The 16,012-nt window shown below is 69.5% G+C and carries 15 protein-coding genes; 4 read left to right on the forward strand and 11 right to left on the reverse strand.

Going from position 1 to position 16,012, the window contains the following annotated elements:
- Positions 1-799 precede the first annotated feature (799 nt).
- A complete protein-coding gene (gene trpS / locus ACFWP5_RS21700) occupies positions 800-1,795 on the forward strand; it encodes a tryptophan--tRNA ligase (protein WP_384158795.1) in 996 nt (331 codons plus the stop codon).
- 48 nt (positions 1,796-1,843) lie between these two features.
- Here trpS and proC read toward each other — a convergent pair whose 3' ends face one another.
- From proC to ACFWP5_RS21715, 3 genes are all read right to left on the reverse strand, one after another.
- The gene (proC, locus tag ACFWP5_RS21705) at positions 1,844-2,653 is read right to left on the reverse strand and encodes a pyrroline-5-carboxylate reductase (protein ID WP_384158798.1); all 810 of its coding nucleotides are present in this window, start codon (positions 2,651-2,653) and stop codon (positions 1,844-1,846) included.
- 158 nt (positions 2,654-2,811) lie between these two features.
- On the reverse strand, positions 2,812-3,627 hold the full coding sequence (locus ACFWP5_RS21710; RefSeq protein WP_384158801.1) for an ABC transporter permease: 816 nt from the start codon (positions 3,625-3,627) through the stop codon (positions 2,812-2,814).
- Positions 3,624-4,493: an ABC transporter ATP-binding protein gene (locus ACFWP5_RS21715; protein WP_384158804.1), complete on the reverse strand. Its 870-nt coding sequence runs from the start codon at positions 4,491-4,493 to the stop codon at positions 3,624-3,626. The genes ACFWP5_RS21710 and ACFWP5_RS21715 overlap by 4 nt, the downstream gene beginning before the upstream one ends.
- 228 nt (positions 4,494-4,721) lie before the next feature.
- Here ACFWP5_RS21715 and ACFWP5_RS21720 point away from each other — a divergent pair, with 228 nt between their 5' ends.
- Complete coding sequence (locus ACFWP5_RS21720) at positions 4,722-4,997, forward strand: hypothetical protein (RefSeq protein WP_384158807.1); 276 nt, start codon at positions 4,722-4,724, stop codon at positions 4,995-4,997.
- Between the two features lie 202 nt (positions 4,998-5,199).
- Here the strand turns inward: ACFWP5_RS21720 and ACFWP5_RS21725 are convergent, their stop codons facing one another.
- From ACFWP5_RS21725 to ACFWP5_RS21740, 4 genes are all read right to left on the reverse strand, one after another.
- The gene (locus ACFWP5_RS21725; protein ID WP_384158810.1) at positions 5,200-6,009 is read right to left on the reverse strand and encodes a class I SAM-dependent methyltransferase; all 810 of its coding nucleotides are present in this window, start codon (positions 6,007-6,009) and stop codon (positions 5,200-5,202) included.
- A 662-nt stretch (positions 6,010-6,671) separates the two neighbouring features.
- A complete protein-coding gene (locus ACFWP5_RS21730) occupies positions 6,672-7,196 on the reverse strand; it encodes an EamA/RhaT family transporter (RefSeq protein ID WP_384158813.1) in 525 nt (174 codons plus the stop codon).
- Between the two features lie 46 nt (positions 7,197-7,242).
- Complete coding sequence (locus ACFWP5_RS21735; protein ID WP_384158816.1) at positions 7,243-7,533, reverse strand: SH3 domain-containing protein; 291 nt, start codon at positions 7,531-7,533, stop codon at positions 7,243-7,245.
- Positions 7,534-7,618: 85 nt separating this feature from the next.
- Positions 7,619-7,945 (reverse strand): SH3 domain-containing protein, encoded by a 327-nt coding sequence (locus ACFWP5_RS21740; protein ID WP_384158819.1) that lies wholly within the window; start codon positions 7,943-7,945, stop codon positions 7,619-7,621.
- Between the two features lie 182 nt (positions 7,946-8,127).
- Here ACFWP5_RS21740 and ACFWP5_RS21745 point away from each other — a divergent pair, with 182 nt between their 5' ends.
- On the forward strand, positions 8,128-10,212 hold the full coding sequence (locus tag ACFWP5_RS21745) for a PQQ-binding-like beta-propeller repeat protein (protein WP_384158822.1): 2,085 nt from the start codon (positions 8,128-8,130) through the stop codon (positions 10,210-10,212).
- Between the two features lie 104 nt (positions 10,213-10,316).
- On the opposite strand, the gene ilvD is transcribed toward ACFWP5_RS21745, so the two are convergent.
- The 4 genes from ilvD to ACFWP5_RS21765 all read right to left on the reverse strand — a co-directional run bounded on the left by ilvD (position 10,317) and on the right by ACFWP5_RS21765 (position 15,013).
- On the reverse strand, positions 10,317-12,170 hold the full coding sequence (gene ilvD / locus ACFWP5_RS21750; RefSeq protein ID WP_384158825.1) for a dihydroxy-acid dehydratase: 1,854 nt from the start codon (positions 12,168-12,170) through the stop codon (positions 10,317-10,319).
- A gap of 134 nt (positions 12,171-12,304) precedes the next feature.
- Positions 12,305-12,910 (reverse strand): TetR family transcriptional regulator, encoded by a 606-nt coding sequence (locus tag ACFWP5_RS21755; protein WP_384158828.1) that lies wholly within the window; start codon positions 12,908-12,910, stop codon positions 12,305-12,307.
- Entirely contained in the window at positions 12,907-13,731 is an 825-nt protein-coding gene (locus ACFWP5_RS21760) for a sugar phosphate isomerase/epimerase family protein (RefSeq protein ID WP_384158831.1), read from the reverse strand. The genes ACFWP5_RS21755 and ACFWP5_RS21760 overlap by 4 nt, the downstream gene beginning before the upstream one ends.
- Before the next feature lie 349 nt (positions 13,732-14,080).
- A complete protein-coding gene (locus ACFWP5_RS21765; protein WP_384158834.1) occupies positions 14,081-15,013 on the reverse strand; it encodes a Ppx/GppA family phosphatase in 933 nt (310 codons plus the stop codon).
- Positions 15,014-15,151: 138 nt separating this feature from the next.
- On the opposite strand from ACFWP5_RS21765, the gene ACFWP5_RS21770 reads away from it, so the two are divergent.
- On the forward strand, positions 15,152-16,009 hold the full coding sequence (locus ACFWP5_RS21770) for a hypothetical protein (RefSeq protein ID WP_384158836.1): 858 nt from the start codon (positions 15,152-15,154) through the stop codon (positions 16,007-16,009).
- Positions 16,010-16,012 lie beyond the last annotated feature (3 nt).

A 16,012-nucleotide genomic window follows, 5' to 3' on the forward strand; every position in this document is an offset into this window, starting at 1 on the left:
CGAGAGCGGAACAGCCAGGCGGAATAAGCCCGGCCGTTCACAGCGTCCTCGCTGTATGTTTTCTTCAAAGGAACCTCGCCCCAACCATCAGATGATGACTGGAGACGGGGTATCAACATATCTGGCGTTGATTTTTGGCACGCTGTTGAGTTCTCAAGGAACGGACGCTTCCTTTGTACTCACCCTCTCGGGCTTTCCTCCGGGCTTCCCTTCGGTCTTGCGTTTCCGACTCTATCAGACCGTTTCCGGCCCCGATTTCCTCGGTGCTTTCCAGGTTTCCGCTTCCGCGTTTCCCTTTCCGGCGGTTCCGACTCTATCAGATCCTTTCGGGCCTGACTCCCAGTCAGAGTGGGCTGCCATCCCGGCCGTTGAGCCGTTCCGACGAGTGAGACTTTAGCGGATTCCTGAGTCCCGAGCGAATCGGGGGTGCGTCCTTTCGAACGCGGATTCCTCATTTCGCAAATACGCATGCCAATACAACGCGACGACGGATCGTCGATTGTCTGTAGGTACTTGCGGAATGGCTGTCCGGGGACCGACCGGAGTCGGCGCTCACGTCGGACAACTCGGAGAACACTACGTACGAGGTAGGGGCGTGTCAACTCCGCTCCGGAGAGCACTGCGGAGGCGTACGCTGTGTGACGTGACTACGCATACGTGCACCCAGCAGTGGTGGGCCGCCTGACGGCGGCCGTACACACGTATGTACTCAACGGCCGCCGCCTCGGCGGCCGTTCGCGTATCTCCCTCCAGAGGGTCGGCCGGCCGGGTGCGGCGGTCTCTATCAGGAGGTGGAGAGATGACACGGGTCTTCAGTGGGGTCAAGCCGACCGGGCACCTGACGCTGGGGAACTACCTGGGCGCCATCCGGCGGTGGGTCGACGTGGATCAGCGGCAGAGCGACGCGCTGTTCTGTGTGGTCGATCTGCACGCGCTCACCGTGGACCACGATCCGGCGCGGGTGCGCAGGCTCAGTCGGCAGGCAGCGACGCTGTTGCTGGCGGCGGGGCTGGATCCCGAGCTGTGCACCGTGTTCGTACAGAGTCATGTGGACGAGCACGTGCGGCTGTCGTACGTCATGGAGTGTGTGGCCACCGACGGTGAGATGCGGCGGATGGTGCAGTACAAGGAGAAGGCCGCGCGTGAGCGGGAGCGGGGCGGGAGTGTGCGGCTGTCCTTGCTGACGTATCCCGTGCTGATGGCGGCGGACATCCTGGCGTACGGGACGGACGAGGTGCCGGTCGGGGACGACCAGACGCAGCATGTGGAGCTGACCCGGGATCTGGCGGTGCGGTTCAACCAGCGGTACGGGCACACGTTCGTGGTGCCTCGGGCGACCCGGCCGGGGGTGGCGGCTCGGGTGATGAACCTCCAGGAGCCGACTTCGAAGATGGGGAAGTCGGACGACTCCGGGCCGGGGATCGTCTATCTGCTGGACGAGCCGGAGGTCGTACGCAAGAAGGTCATGCGGGCCGTGACCGACAGTGGGGCGGAGGTCGTCTACGACCGGGAGGCGCGGCCGGGGGTGGCCAATCTGCTGGAGATCCTGGCCGCTTGCGGTGGTGGGAACCCCGAGGACCTGAGCGGTGTATATGAGTCGTACGGCACTTTGAAGAAGGACACGGCGGAGGCCGTGGTCGAGCTGCTCAGGCCCGTGCAGGAGAGGCACAAGGAGTTGTGCGCGGATCCCGCGTATGTGGAAGGGGTGTTGCGGGATGGGGCGGAGAAGGCGAGAGAGATGGCGAAGCCGATGGTCGACAGCGCGTATCGGGCCATCGGGCTTCTGCCTGCGTAGCGGCCTGGCCGGCTGACGGATCGGTTGACTGATCAGCTGGCAGACCGGCTAGCTGTTTCCGGAGGCCAGTTCGCGGCTGCGGTCGCGGGCGGCTTCCAGGGCGGCGATGAGTGCGGCGCGTACGCCGTGGTTCTCGAGTTCGCGGATGGCGTTGATCGTCGTGCCGGCGGGCGAGGTGACGTTCTCGCGGAGCTTCACCGGGTGCTCGCCGCTGTCGCGGAGCATGACGGCGGCGCCGATCGCGGACTGGACGATGAGGTCGTGTGCCTTGTCGCGCGGCAGGCCGAGCAGGATGCCCGCGTCCGTCATGGCTTCGACCAGGTAGAAGAAGTACGCCGGGCCGGAGCCGGAGAGGGCGGTGCAGGCGTCCTGCTGGGACTCGGGGACGCGGAGCGTCTTCCCCACGGCGCCGAAGATCTCGTCGGCGTGCGCGAGATGGGCCTCGGTGGCGTGGCTGCCGGCGGAGATGACGGACATGGCCTCGTCGACGAGGGCGGGGGTGTTCGTCATGACACGGACGACGGGGGTGCCTGCGGCCAGGCGCTCCTCGAAGAAGGAGGTGGGGATGCCCGCCGCGCCACTGATGATCAGGCGGTCGGCGGGAAGGTGCGGGGCGAGTTCGTCGAGGAGGGTGCCCATGTCCTGCGGCTTGACCGTGAGGATCAGGGTGTCGGCGGTCTTCGCGGCCTCCGGGTTGGTGACCGGGGTGACCCCGTGGCGGCTGCGGAGTTCTTCGGCGCGCTCGGGGCGGCGGGCGGTGACCAGCAGGTCGGCCGGTGCCCAGCCCGCTCGGATCATTCCGCTGAGCAGGGCTTCACCGATCTTGCCGGTGCCGAGGACTGCGACTTTCTGAGCCATGGCTGGGGTGTCCTCCCGGGGGTGTGTCGTCCGGGTTCATCCTCCCATCGGGGCCGGGTGTGCGGGGCTGATGTCCGGTGGGCGGGATGGGGGGGGGCGCGGGTGCGTGGCTGGCGCGGGTGCGTGGCTGGCGGTGTGTCGGCTGGACGGTGGGTGGGCTAGGCGGTGCGGCGGCGCAGGGTGGCGGCGCCCAGTCCCAGTACCAGCAGTGCGCAGCCGGCCACGATCAGCGCGTCGCGTACGAAGGTGGCGGTCATGTCGGTGTGCTTGAGGACTTCGTTCATGCCGTCGACGGCGTACGACATGGGCAGGACGTCGGAGATGGCCTCCAGGGCGGGGTGCATGTCGGAGCGGGGAGTGAAGAGGCCGCAGAGGAGGAGTTGGGGGAAGATCACCGCCGGCATGAACTGGACGGCCTGGAACTCGGAGGCCGCGAAGGCCGAGACGAAGAGGCCGAGGGCGGTGCCGAGCAGGGCGTCGAGGAGGGCGACCAGGAGGAGCAGCCAGGGGCTTCCGGTGACGTCGAGGCCCAGGAACCAGACGGCGAGGCCTGTCGCCAGGGCGGACTGGATGATCGCGAGGATGCCGAAGGCGAGGGCGTAGCCGGCGATCAGGTCGCCCTTGCCGAGGGGCATGGCGAGGAGGCGTTCGAGTGTGCCGGAGGTGCGTTCGCGCAGGGTGGCGATGGAGGTGACCAGGAACATCGTGATGAGGGGGAAGATGCCGAGGAGTGAGGCGCCGATGCTGTCGAAGGTGCGCGGGCTGCCGTCGAAGACGTAGCGCAGCAGGACGAGCATCACGCACGGGATGAGGATCAGCAGCGCGATCGTGCGGGGGTCGTGGCGGAGCTGGCGCAGGACCCGGGCGGCGGTGGCCGTGGTGCGGGAGGCGCTGAGGGCGCTGGTGGGGGTGGGCGTGAGTGCGGGGGCACCGGTCGGCGTAGCGGCCGTGTTCGCGTTCGTGGTCGAGCTCATCGGGTCGTCTCCTTCTGGCGGGCGGTGGCTACGGCCTGGTCGACCAGGTGCAGGAAGGCGGCTTCGACCGTGTCGGAGCCGGTGCTGGTGCGGAGGGCGTCCGGGGTGTCGTCGGCGAGGATCTCGCCCTCGCGCATCAGGAGGAGGCGGTGGCAGCGCTCGGCCTCGTCCATGACGTGGGAGGAGATGAGGAGGGTGGCGCCGCGGGAGGCGGCGATGTCGTGGAAGAGGGCCCACAGGTCGCGGCGGAGGACGGGGTCGAGGCCGACGGTGGGTTCGTCGAGGACGAGGAGTTCGGGGGTGCCGAGGAGCGCCACGGCCAGGGAGACGCGGCTGCGTTGGCCGCCGGAGAGGTTGCCGGCGAGGGCGTCGTCGTGGGTGGTGAGGTCTACGTCGGTGATGGCGCGGGTGACGTCCTCGTGGCGGCGGGTGGCGGCGGCGCGGCCCGGGTCGAGGATCGCGGCGAAGTAGTCGAGATTCTGACGGACCGTCAAGTCGTCGTAGACGGACGGGGCTTGGGTGACATAGCCGATGCGGGTGCGGAGGGTGGGGTGCCCTGCGGGGCGGCCGAGGACGTTCAGGGTGCCGGTGACCTTGGCCTGAGTGCCGACGATCGAGCGCATCAGGGTCGACTTGCCGCAGCCGGAGGGGCCGAGCAGGCCGGTGATCTGACCTCGCGGGACGGTGAAGTCGAGGGCGCGGAGGACGGTACGGGGGCCGCGGGCGACGGTGAGGGCTTCGGCTTGGACGGCGGGGTCGTGTTCTGCGCGGGGGGAAGTGTCGGGTGAGGTGCCGACTGTGGTGACGGGCGAGGCGTCGGCAGGGGTGTCGGGGGATCCGGACGGGCCGGGGAGGTAATTCATCATGTGATGAATAATGCTCTCGCCGGGTGGGGGCGTCAAGCGGGTGGGGTGGGTTCGGGCTGGGTGGGGGTGGGGGTGGGTGTGCGGGTTGGGGTGGGTGTGCGGGTGGGGCTTCCGGCGGGGCGGCGGGGTTGGCTGGTGGGTGCGGTGGTGTCGGCCTCGTAGGTGCGGCGGGGCCGTTCGGTGGGCGCGGCTGCGGCTACCGGCGGGTGCGGCTGTGTGCTGCGGCGGGTGTCGGTGGCCGTGCAGGTGGAGGCGGAGGATCTCGGGGACGCGGGGATCGTCGTACGGGTGCTGGGGCATTCGACGTTTCTGCGGTTGCCGAAGCTGTTGGACGCGTTGGAGGCGTTGGAGGCGTTGCCGTGCGATCGGGTGGTGCGGCTGGAGTTGGGTGGGTTGCGGCATGTGGATCACGCGTGTGCGGCGGCGCTGGAGGGGTGGGCTGCCGGGCGGGGGAATAGCGCGAGGGCGAGGGCGAGGGCGGGGGCGGGGGCGGGGGCGGGATGAGGGGGTAACGGCCGTGAGGGGGAGGCGAGTTGGGGAGTCGGCGACTTTCGGAGTGCGGCGTGGTGAGTCGGTGACTGTCGGGGGCGGGAAGGGGTGGCCGTCAGGCGGCTGTCGGGGCGCGGCGTGGTGACTCGGTGGCTGCCGGCAGCGTGACGCGGTCAGTCGGTGACTGCCGGGGCGTGACGTGGTGGCCGTCAGGGGGTCATGGCGTGAGGGCTACGACGAGTTCCACGACGTAGGTCTCCTCCACGATTTCGTCCGAGAAGACGGCCCTCAGGTGGTTCCGCTCATCGGTGAGGAAGGCGTCCTTGCTTTCCTCGTCGTGGACGAGGAAGGCCGAGTGGCTGCCGATGTTGGCCAGGTGTGTGTCGACCGGGACGTGGCGGCTCCAGCGGACCTTCCGGTGGGCGAAGTCGAGTCGGCCGGTGGGGTCGGCGAGCGCGGAACGCACGCCGCTGCCGTTCTGCTCCACGACGCGGTCGATGCCGAAGTGGATCCTGATGCGTTCCGACTGCTCGGCGATCCACGGGACGTCGAGAGCGCCGGTGTTCCACCACAGCGTCAGCGCGCCGCCCGGGCGCAGTACGCGGAGCGCCTCCGGGACCGAGCGTGCGGGGTCGGTCCAGTGCCAGGCCTGGGCGTAGGTGAGGAAGTCAACGGAGTGGTCGGTGAGGGGGAGGGCGTTGCCGTTGCCTCGGACGATCGGGACGTCGGGGAGGGTCCGGCGGAACTGGGCGGCCATGCCGTCGCCGGGTTCGATCGCGATGACTTCGGCGCCGCGGGCGTGCAGGAGGGCGGTCGCGATGCCGGTGCCCGCGCCGACGTCTGCGACGCGGGCGCCGGCGAGGGGGTGGCCTGCGAGTTCCTCGATGGCGTCGAAGAGGGCGGGTGGGTAGGAGGGGCGGTTCTCGGCGTACTGGGCTGCGGCGGCGTTGAAGGAGTGGGCTCGGGTGGCGGGTGAGGGGGGAGGGGTGGGCGAGGAGGGCGAAGTGGGCTTGGGGGAGGTGGTCATATGGCCATGGTTACTGGGGTGGGTGCAGGGTGCAGGTGGTTTTTGGTGAGAAATGGGGTTGGGGGTTGAGGGGGGGAGTAAGGAGAGGGGGAGCAAGGAGGGGGTGGGACGTCGGGGTGGTGGAGTGGGGGTGTTCGGCGGAACGGCTTGGTTCGGGCGGGGTGGAGGCGGGAGCGTGCCTTGGCTGGCTCTCGTGGTTCAGGGCTTCGGGGCCGGCCGGTGTGCGGTGCCTTAGGCGTACCTGGGCGGCTTGGATGCCTGGGGCGTTTCGAGGGTCGTGACTGCCCGGGTGCCGGGTGCCCGGGGTGTCGTGAACCGTGGAAGCCCGGGGAATCGTGACTGTCCTGGCCGACGTCGTGCGTGCCCGCGGAGGGGCGAGGGGTCCAGGGTGCCAGGGGCCGTTGGCAGCCGGCGTGCCCCGAGCCGTGCGTGCCCAGAGGACGTGGGTCCTCCCCCAGGGCGCCAGAGACCGTGCGCGACCGGCATGCCGCGAGCCATGCGTGCCCGGGGAATCGCGCAACCCGAGGAATCGTCGCGACCCGCACAGTCGTGAGCCGCCGTAGGACCGGCTCTTACGTGCTCGAAGGGTTCCGCGTGCCCGAAGAGTTGCCCGGGGCCAGAGCCTCGTCTCGTGGCTGCGCCGGATCTCGTGGGCTCCCGTGTCAGGCGCCTCGCCGTTTCTTCGACGGGTTGCGGGTGCGGCGGGACGTGCGCTTCTCGTGCTGGGTCAGTGCCGTCTCGTATTCCTGGCGGTGGAGGTGTTCGCCGGGGGCCTCTGTGAGGGAGCGGGCGAAATAGGCGAGGAGGGAGCCTACGAAGCCGATGGCCAGGAGGCCTCGGAGGGAGGCCTGGCGGTCGGGGTCGGGGCGTTTTTTGAAGGCTTCCCAGGTGTGGCCGAAGGCCAGGGCGCTGCAGATCGCGAACATCACGATGACTAGGAGGGTGACGAAGCTGCCGATGTTCGCGATCTGGATGCCCTGGTAGGCGAAGCGGAGGATCAGGCAGGCGGCGACGGCGGCGGCGAGGGAGCCGGCCGCCGTGGCGATACGGCGCGCGGTGTAGCCGTCGTCGTGGTTCACCCAGGTGGTGCCGAAGAAGCGGAGGGGTTCGGGGCGGGGGCCTGCGCCCGCGCCTTCGCCTGGGGAGCCCGCGGGGGTGTCCTGGGTGCCGGTCGTCTCGTCGTTCACGGGACGATTATGGCTCCGAGGGTGGGTGCGGGCTCCCGTTGGGGGCTCAGGCGCAGCGGGACGTTATATAGCCGTCGCTGCCGGTGTTCACGTAGGCGTCCGAGATGTACTCGCCGTCGTCGATGTTGTCCCAGATGCTCGATGTGCCGTAGTAGCCGGACACCGTGGTGCCCGATGTCTGGCAGTAGATCGGAACCTTCGAGCCGGCGGCCAGGACGCGGACGACGGTGTAGCCCGTGCCGGGACCGCTGCGCACGTTGATGCTGATACCGGGTGCGGTCGAGTAGTACGTCAGCGCCGCGGCCGCATTGGCCTGAACCGGTGAGCCCATCACCATGAGCAGGGCTCCGGCCGCGCCGGCGAGTAGGACGGATCTGCGTCTACGGGATGACATGCGTGTCCTTCGAGTCGGTGACGTGGGATCAGGAGCAGCGGGAGGCCACATAGCCGTCGCTGCCGGTGTTCACGTAGGCGTCCGAGATGAACTCGCCGCTGCTGATGTTGTCCCAGATGTTCGACGTGCCGTAGGTGCCGGTGACTGTCGTTCCCGGCGTCTGGCAGTAGATCGGGACCCGCGAACCCCCGGGCAGGCTGCCGACGATGCCGTAGCTCGTTCCCGGGCCGCTGCGGATGTTGAGGCGGACGTCGGCGGTCGTGTAGGTGTGCACGGCCGCTGCCGTCGCGACAGCCTCGGCCCCGCTGCCCTCGGTCTCGCTGCCCTCAGCCTCTTGAGCGCGGTCAACAGACATGAAAAACCTCCCCCGTTGCACCCCATGACTGCCATGGGGTCCCGTTGATTCCCCTAAAACACGCCATGAAACACATGTGCGCAATTCGCACAGGGAGGCTGGCAAGCCGCCTCCGTCCCGTGCAGGTCATGGACTAGGCTCCGTGCGTCGCGCGCGCGAACGATCAGCACGGGGGTGGTTCCATGGCGCCACAGCGCAACACCGGAGCGGGCGCGGAAGCGGAACTTCCCGAGTACGCCGGTCACTACCGCCTGGAGACATGCCTGGGCTCCGGCGGTATGGGCGTGGTGCATCTGGCGCAGAGCACCTCCGGGATGAAGGTCGCCGTGAAGGTCGTCCACGCGGAGTTCGCCCAGGACCCCGAGTTCAGAGGGCGGTTCCGGCAGGAGGTGGCTGCCGCGCGGCGGGTGAGCGGCGCCTTCACCGCGCCGGTGGTCGATGCCGACCCGGAGGCCCGACGGCCTTGGATGGCGACGCTGTTCATTCCCGGGCCGACCCTGTCCGAGCACGTGAAGCGGAACGGGCCCATGGCTCCGGCCCAGTTGCGCCAGCTGATGGCCGGACTCGCCGAGGCACTCCGCGACATCCATCGGGTCGGCGTCGTACACAGAGATCTCAAGCCGAGCAATGTGCTGCTCGCCGAGGACGGGCCGAAGGTCATCGACTTCGGTATCTCTCGGCCAAAAGACAGCGAACTGCGCACCGAGACCGGCAAGTTGATCGGGACGCCGCCCTTCATGGCACCCGAGCAGTTCCGGCGACCCAGGGAGGTCGGGCCCGCCGCGGACATCTTCGCGCTCGGGTCCTTGATGGTGCATGCGGCGACCGGGCGCGGGCCGTTCGACTCGGACAGCCCATACGTCGTGGCGTACCAAGTCGTGCACGACGAGCCGGACTTGGCCGAGGTGCCGGGCAACCTGGCGCCGCTCGTGCTGCGTTGTCTCGCCAAGGAGCCCGAAGACCGGCCCACACCTGACGAGTTGATGCGGGAACTGCGGTCCGTGGCGGCCTCGTACGACACGCAGGCGTTCATACCGGAGCAGAGGACGGGTGGTGCACCGGATCCGAAGCCCGAACCGGTGGAGAAGGCCGAACCGAAGACCGGGCGGCGCCGGTTGGCGATGCTCGCGGCCGGGACCGCGGCGCTGGTCGCCGGTGGTGTCCTCGCCTCGGTACAGCTGGCCGGAGGGGCGGACCCCACACCGAAGAGCACCGGCACGCGGACCTCGCCGGCGGCGTTCAAAGCTTGGGCCGTGAAACCTGCGGCCAAGGCCGGGGGTGTACCCCAATGCGCCTACGGTGCGGGCGAGTTGCTGTGTGCGCAGCCCGGAGTCGTCTACGCACTCGCACCGGCCGACGGCACCCTGTTGTGGCGGCATTCCGTCACCAAGGAGAGACCCGGTGGCGCACCGGTCGTCGCCAGCGGGCTCGTGCATCCGTACATCGGCGAGGGCCGGCATCTGGAGGCGCTCGATCCGTCCTCGGGCGCGAGGGTCTGGCAGCGGAACATGCCCGGGAACGACTCCGTGCGTTACGTCGGCGGCATGGTCCTGCTCACCCGTGCGGACGGCACGGTCACGGGCGTCGACGCCGCGTCGGGCAAGACGAAGTGGAGCCGCCCGATCCCCGGCGTTTCTTCCTTCGTCTCGTTCGCCGGGAGCCCGCTGGCATACGCGACGAGACCGTCCGACGACGGGTCGAACACTCAGGTCACCGCGGTCGATCCGGACACGGGCGACGTGCGGTGGAAAGCACGGGTGCAGGGAATGCTGAGGCCCGTCGGCGTCCAGGACGGATCAGCGTTCTTTCTGTCCACCGACTGGAGCTCCGGCAACACGAAGGCCATCGTCCGCTACATCCCCGGGACCAAGAAATCGAGCCGGGTGGCGCTGCCCGTCCCGCGTCAGGACGCCGTGGCCACCATGCGCGGGAACGTCATGTACGTACTGGCCACCGGTGGTTCGCTGGAGGCCATCGACACGGACACCCACAAGCGGCTGTGGCATCTCGAGACGTCCGTGAGCCGCGGCTCCGTGCCGGTCGTCGACGACAAACACGTGTACGTCACCGCCCCGGACGGACGCCTCTTGGCCGTCGACGCCGACACAGGGCAACTCGTCGGACAGACGACCGCTCAGCTCGGCACGAACTCCGGGCAGGTGGTCGCCACGCTGCCCGAACCCGTCGTAGCGAACAACCACGTCTACGCAGCCGCCCCCGACGGCACAGTCTTCGCCGTCAACTCCCGTACCCCGGGCGCCTGGTAGCAGCGGCAAGCCAAAGGGCCGTCCCCGCGAAGGAGGACGACCCAAGGCCGAACGAGCCACAAGAGCTCTAGGAACTACAGGAGTTACAGGGCGCTCAGTGAACCTCAGCCCAGCTTGCTGACGTCCCGCACAGCCCCCTGGTCCGCACTGGTCGCCATCGCCGCGTACGCGCGCAACGCGGCCGACACCTTGCGCTCGCGCTGCTTCGGGGCGTACTGCCCGTCCAGCGCGGCCTCGCGGCGCGCCAACTCCGTGTCGTCCACGAGGAGTTCGATCGTGCGGTTCGGGATGTCGATGCGGATGCGGTCGCCGTTCTCGACGAGGGCGATCGTGCCGCCGGACGCCGCCTCGGGGGACGCGTGGCCGATCGACAGGCCCGAAGTGCCGCCGGAGAAGCGGCCGTCGGTGATCAGTGCGCAGGTCTTGCCGAGGCCGCGGCCCTTGAGGAAGGACGTCGGGTAGAGCATCTCCTGCATGCCGGGGCCGCCCTTGGGGCCCTCGTAGCGGATGACGACGACGTCGCCGTGCGTCACCTGTTTGTTGAGGATCTTCTCGACCGCTTCTTCCTGCGACTCGCAGACGACCGCCGGGCCCTCGAACGTCCAGATGGATTCATCCACGCCTGCGGTCTTCACCACGCAGCCGTCGACGGCCAGGTTGCCCTTGAGGACCGCGAGGCCGCCGTCCTTGGAGTAGGCGTGCTCGGCGGAGCGGATGCAGCCCTCCGCCGCGTCCTCGTCCAGCGCCTCCCAGCGCTCGGACTGGGAGAAGGCCTCGGCGGAGCGGACGCAGCCGGGTCCCGCGTGCCACAGTTCCACGGCCTCCGGGGAAGGCGAACCGCCGCGCACGTCCCACGTCTTCAGCCAGTCCGCGAGGGACGGGCTGTGGACGGAGTGGACGTCCTCGTTGAGCAGGCCCGCACGGTGCAGCTCGCCCATGAGGGCGGGGATGCCGCCCGCGCGGTGCACGTCCTCCATGTAGTACGTGCGGTTCTTCGCGACGTTCGGGGCGACCTTCGCGAGGCACGGCACGCGGCGCGAGACCGCGTTGATCTCGTCCAGGCCGAACTGGACGCCCCCCTCCTGCGCCGCGGCGAGGAGGTGCAGGATCGTGTTGGTGGAGCCGCCCATCGCGATGTCGAGGGCCATCGCGTTCTCGAAGGCCGCGAAGGTGGCGACGTTGCGCGGCAGGACCGTCTCGTCGTCCTGCTCGTAGTAGCGGCGGGTGATGTCCATGACCGTGCGGCCCGCGTCCTGGTACAGGCCCTTGCGGGCCGTGTGCGTGGCGAGGACCGAGCCGTTGCCGGGGAGGGAGAGGCCGATCGCCTCCGTCAGGCAGTTCATCGAGTTGGCGGTGAACATGCCGGAACAGGAGCCGCAGGTCGGACAGGCGTTCTCCTCGATGTTGAGGACGTCCGCGTCGGAGATGCTGTCGTTGGCGGCGTCGACCATCGCGTCGATCAGGTCCAGCGTGCGGACCGTGCCGTCCTGCAAGGTGGCGCGCCCGGCCTCCATGGGACCGCCGGAGACGAAGACCGTCGGGATGTTCAGGCGCAGCGCCGCCATGAGCATGCCGGGCGTGATCTTGTCGCAGTTGGAGATGCAGATCAGGGCGTCGGCGCAGTGCGCCTCGACCATGTATTCCACGCTGTCCGCGATCAGGTCGCGGGAGGGCAGGCTGTACAGCATGCCGCCGTGGCCCATCGCGATGCCGTCGTCCACCGCGATCGTGTTGAACTCGCGCGGGATGCCGCCGGCCTCGGTGATCGCCTCGCTGACGATCCGGCCGACCGGCTGGAGGTGGGTGTGGCCGGGCACGAACTCCGTGAAGCTGTTCGCCACCGCGATGATCGGCTTCCGGCCGATGTCCGCACCGGGTACACCGGAGGCGCGCATAAGGGCGCGTGCGCCCGCCATGTTGCGGCCGTGGGTGACTGTGCGGGACCTCAGCTCGGGCATCGTCGTCGCTCCTTCAGGCAGATATGGCTGCTATTGAGCGTACGCCGGTCATCCAGGGGTCGGACACGGTGTCCACATCCCGGGACAGATGTCTCACGTGGAAGACGGGATCGACGACGGGATCGGCGACAGGATTACGGCCCCGTCAGATGCCCCTGCACCACCGGCGCCACCCGCGCGATGATCTGCTCCACGTCCGCCGAGGCCAGCGGCTCCACCTTGATCACGTACCGCAGCATCGCCGTACCGACCAACTGCGCCGCCGCCAGTTCGGCCCGCAGCTCCGCGTCCGGGAGGTCGAGCCGGGCGGCGACCCGGCTCAGCACCTGGGAGACCACGAGTCGGCGGAAGACGGCCGCGGCGGCCTCGTTGTTGACGGCGGAACGGACGATCGCCAGCAGCGGCGTACGGGTGGCCGGGTTCTCCCAGACCCCGAAGATGAAGCGGGTCAGCCGCTCGCCGACGCCGTCCAGCGGCCCCTCGGCGACCGCCGCCGGCGCGTTCTGCGCCGGTGCGAACGCGACCTCGATGGCCGCCTCGAAGACCTGTTCCTTGGTGCCGAAGTAGTGGTGCACGAGCGCCGAGTCGACCCCGGCAGCCTTGGCGATACCGCGCACGGACGTCTTCTCGTACCCCCGCTCGGAGAACTCCTCCCGGGCCGCGCTCAGGATGCGGTCCCGGGTGTCGGCGGATTCCGTACGAGGGGGCCGGCCCCGGCGCTTGGCGGTGGCGTCGGTCACCGCCGGGGCACCTTCACGGCCGAGGCCAGATGCAGCCGCGTGAAGGCGAGCGCCTCCGCCAGGTCGGCCTCGCGTTCGGCGCTGGACATCGCGCGCCGGGTGTTGACCTCGATGACGACATGGCCGTCGAAACCTGTCGTCGCGAGCCGTTCCAGCAGTTCGGCGCAGGGCTGGGTGCCGCGGCCGGGGACGAGGTGCTCGTCCTTGTTCGAGCCGTTGCCGTCCGCGAGGTGGACATGGCCGAGACGGTCGCCCATGCGGTCGATCATCTCGGTCGCGTCGGTGCGGGCGGTCGCGGTGTGGCTGAGGTCGATCGTGAAGTGCCGGTAGTCCTCGTTCGTCACGTCCCAGTCGGGGGCGTAGGCGAGCATCTCGCGGTCGCGGTAGCGCCACGGGTACATGTTCTCCACGGCGAACCGCACACCCGTCTCGTTCGCCATCCGCCAGATCCCGCTGACGAAGTCCTTCGCGTACTGGCGCTGCCAGCGGAACGGCGGATGCACCACGACCGTGTTCGCGCCGAGCTTCTCGGCGGCCGCCTGGGCGCGCTGGAGCTTGATCCACGGGTCGGTGGACCACACCCGCTGCGTGATGAGCAGGCAGGGCGCGTGCACGGCGAGGATCGGGACCTGGTGGTAGTCGCTGAGCCGGCGCAGCGCGTCGATGTCCTGGCTGACCGGGTCGGTCCACACCATGACCTCGACGCCGTCGTAGCCGAGGCGTGCGGCGATCTCGAAGGCCGTCGCCGTCGACTCCGGATACACGGACGCCGTGGACAGCGCGACCTTCGCATCCGGGATGCGCACGACTGGTTCTGCCACGGAGGACAGACTACGGGGCGGCGCTTTGCGCGGGGGAGCCGGTTGCTGTGCCCGCGCTGTGCGGGGTACGGCAACCGGCCATCTCCGGCGCGGGGCCGCGTTGTGGCGATACTTCATGCGGGTCTGATACGTCACGTACCGTCCGGGCGTTCAGTAGGCCGCGTGTGCCGCGGTGAACGGCCACGCGCGCGTGGATCACGGACAGCCACGCGTGTGTACATCACGAACGGCCACGCGCGCGTACGTCACGAACGGCCACGCGCGCGTACGTCACGAACGGCCACGCGCGCGTGCACCGCGAACGGCAGCGCGCCCGCCCCCACACCTGAGCCCACTCCCGCCCCCGCACCTACGCCGTCGGCATCTGATCCAGCCGTCGCAAAATCACGCCCTCGCGGAGCGCCCAAGGGCAGACCTCCAGCGTCTCGACGCCGAACAGGTCCATCGCGCCCTCGGCGACCATCGCGCCCGCCAGGAGCTGTTCGGCGCGGCCCTCGGAGACACCGGGCAGGACGGCGCGCTGGGCGGTGGTCATGCCGGCCAGGCGGGGCACCCACGCCTCCAGGGACTCGCGCTTCAGCTCGCGTTGGACGTAGAGGCCGTCGGCGGAGCGGGCGGCGCCGGCCAGCCGGGCGAGCTGCTTGAAGGTCTTCGACGTGGCGACGACGTGGTCGGGGGCGCCGAAACGGCTGAACTCCCCCACCGTGCGGGCGATCTGGGCGCGCACATGGCGGCGCAGGGCCCTTATCGCGTCCGATTCCGGCGGGTCCCCGGGGAGCCAGCCGGCGGTGAGGCGGCCCGCGCCGAGGGGCAGCGACACGGCCGCGTCGGGCTCCTCGTCGATGCCGTACCCGATCTCCAGGGAGCCGCCGCCGATGTCGAGGACGAGGAGCTTCCCCGCTGACCAGCCGAACCAGCGGCGGACGGCGAGGAAGGTGAGCCGGGCCTCCTCGGCGCCGGTGAGGACCTGGAGTTCGACGCCGGTCTCGGTCTGCACGCGCGCGAGGACGTCGTCGGCGTTGCTGGCCTCGCGGACGGCGGAGGTGGCGAACGGGAGGAGTTCCTCGACGCCCTTGTCCTCGGCGGCCTGGAGCGCCTCGTGGACGACGCCGATGAGTTTGTCCACTCCTTCGGGGCCGATCGCGCCGTCCTCGTCGAGGAGTTGGGCAAGGCGGAGTTCCACCTTGTGCGAGTGCGCGGGCAGCGGGCGGGCGCCCGGGTGTGCGTCCACCACCAGCAGATGCACCGTGTTCGATCCCACGTCGAGGACACCGAGTCTCATATACGGAACGCTACTGCCACCTGCACGATCCAGAAGGGGCGGGGCGCAGCCCCTCGTTGAGGGGTGGTGGTCGGGTGGCGGGTGGGACAGCCCCCGGAGCGGTTTCTGGGGCCGCCCCGGGCGACTTACCCTGGACCCGTGCCAAAGACGAAAAAGGCGAAGACCGACAAGGCGGCCAAATCACCCGGCGATTCTTCGTCGGTGACGTCGGCCAAGTCCCCGAAGCCGTCGAAGAAGGCCCTGAAAGCCGACGAGAAGGGGCTCGACTTCGCGCGCGCGTGGGTGGAGTTCCCGGATCCGGCGGACGAGGAGCAGCTCTTCCGCTGCGATCTGACATGGCTGACCTCTCGCTGGAACTGCATCTTCGGAAGCGGCTGCCAGGGCATCCAGGCGGGCCGCGCGGACGACGGATGCTGCACCCTGGGCGCGCACTTCTCGGACAAGGACGACGAGAAACGGGTCGCCGGGCATGTGGCGAGGCTCACCCCGGACATCTGGCAGCACCACGACGAGGGCGTGAAGCACGGCTGGACCTCGGAGGACGAGGACGGCGACCGCCAGACCCGTCCCTACAAGGGCTCGTGCATCTTCCAGAACCGCCCCGGTTTCTCCGGCGGAGCGGGCTGCTCGCTGCACATCCTGGCCGTCAAGGAGGGCCGCGAGCCCCTGGAGACCAAGCCGGACGTCTGCTGGCAGCTGCCGGTGCGGCGGACGTACGAGTGGATCGACCGCCCGGACGACACGCGCGTGCTCCAGGTGTCGATCGGCGAGTACGACCGCAGGGGCTGGGGTTCCGGCGGCCACGACCTGCACTGGTGGTGCACGTCGGCGACCTCGGCGCACGGCGCGGGCGACCCCGTGTACGTGTCCTACGGCCCGGAGCTGACCGAGCTGATGGGCAAGGCCGGCTACGACCGCCTGGTCGAACTCTGCGAGCAGCGCCTGGCCTCGCAACTCCCGCTGCTGGCACCGCATCCGGCGGACCCCGTCGCCTGACGG

The sequence above is a fragment of the Streptomyces sp. NPDC058469 genome (assembly GCF_042721125.1).
Classification (GTDB): Bacteria; Actinomycetota; Actinomycetes; order Streptomycetales; family Streptomycetaceae; genus Streptomyces.

What these genes read in the sequence shown, in the direction of transcription:
- trpS (WP_384158795.1), top strand. Translation starts at nt 800, where the DNA reads ATGACACGGGTCTTCAGTGGGGTCAAGCCGACCGGGCACCTGACGCTG.
- proC (WP_384158798.1), bottom strand. Translation starts at nt 2,653, where the DNA reads ATGGCTCAGAAAGTCGCAGTCCTCGGCACCGGCAAGATCGGTGAAGCC.
- ACFWP5_RS21710 (WP_384158801.1), bottom strand. Translation starts at nt 3,627, where the DNA reads ATGAGCTCGACCACGAACGCGAACACGGCCGCTACGCCGACCGGTGCC.
- ACFWP5_RS21715 (WP_384158804.1), bottom strand. Translation starts at nt 4,493, where the DNA reads ATGATGAATTACCTCCCCGGCCCGTCCGGATCCCCCGACACCCCTGCC.
- ACFWP5_RS21725 (WP_384158810.1), bottom strand. Translation starts at nt 6,009, where the DNA reads ATGACCACCTCCCCCAAGCCCACTTCGCCCTCCTCGCCCACCCCTCCC.
- ACFWP5_RS21735 (WP_384158816.1), bottom strand. Translation starts at nt 7,533, where the DNA reads ATGGTGATGGGCTCACCGGTTCAGGCCAATGCGGCCGCGGCGCTGACG.
- ACFWP5_RS21740 (WP_384158819.1), bottom strand. Translation starts at nt 7,945, where the DNA reads ATGTCTGTTGACCGCGCTCAAGAGGCTGAGGGCAGCGAGACCGAGGGC.
- ACFWP5_RS21745 (WP_384158822.1), top strand. Translation starts at nt 8,128, where the DNA reads ATGGCGCCACAGCGCAACACCGGAGCGGGCGCGGAAGCGGAACTTCCC.
- ilvD (WP_384158825.1), bottom strand. Translation starts at nt 12,170, where the DNA reads ATGCCCGAGCTGAGGTCCCGCACAGTCACCCACGGCCGCAACATGGCG.
- ACFWP5_RS21765 (WP_384158834.1), bottom strand. Translation starts at nt 15,013, where the DNA reads ATGAGACTCGGTGTCCTCGACGTGGGATCGAACACGGTGCATCTGCTG.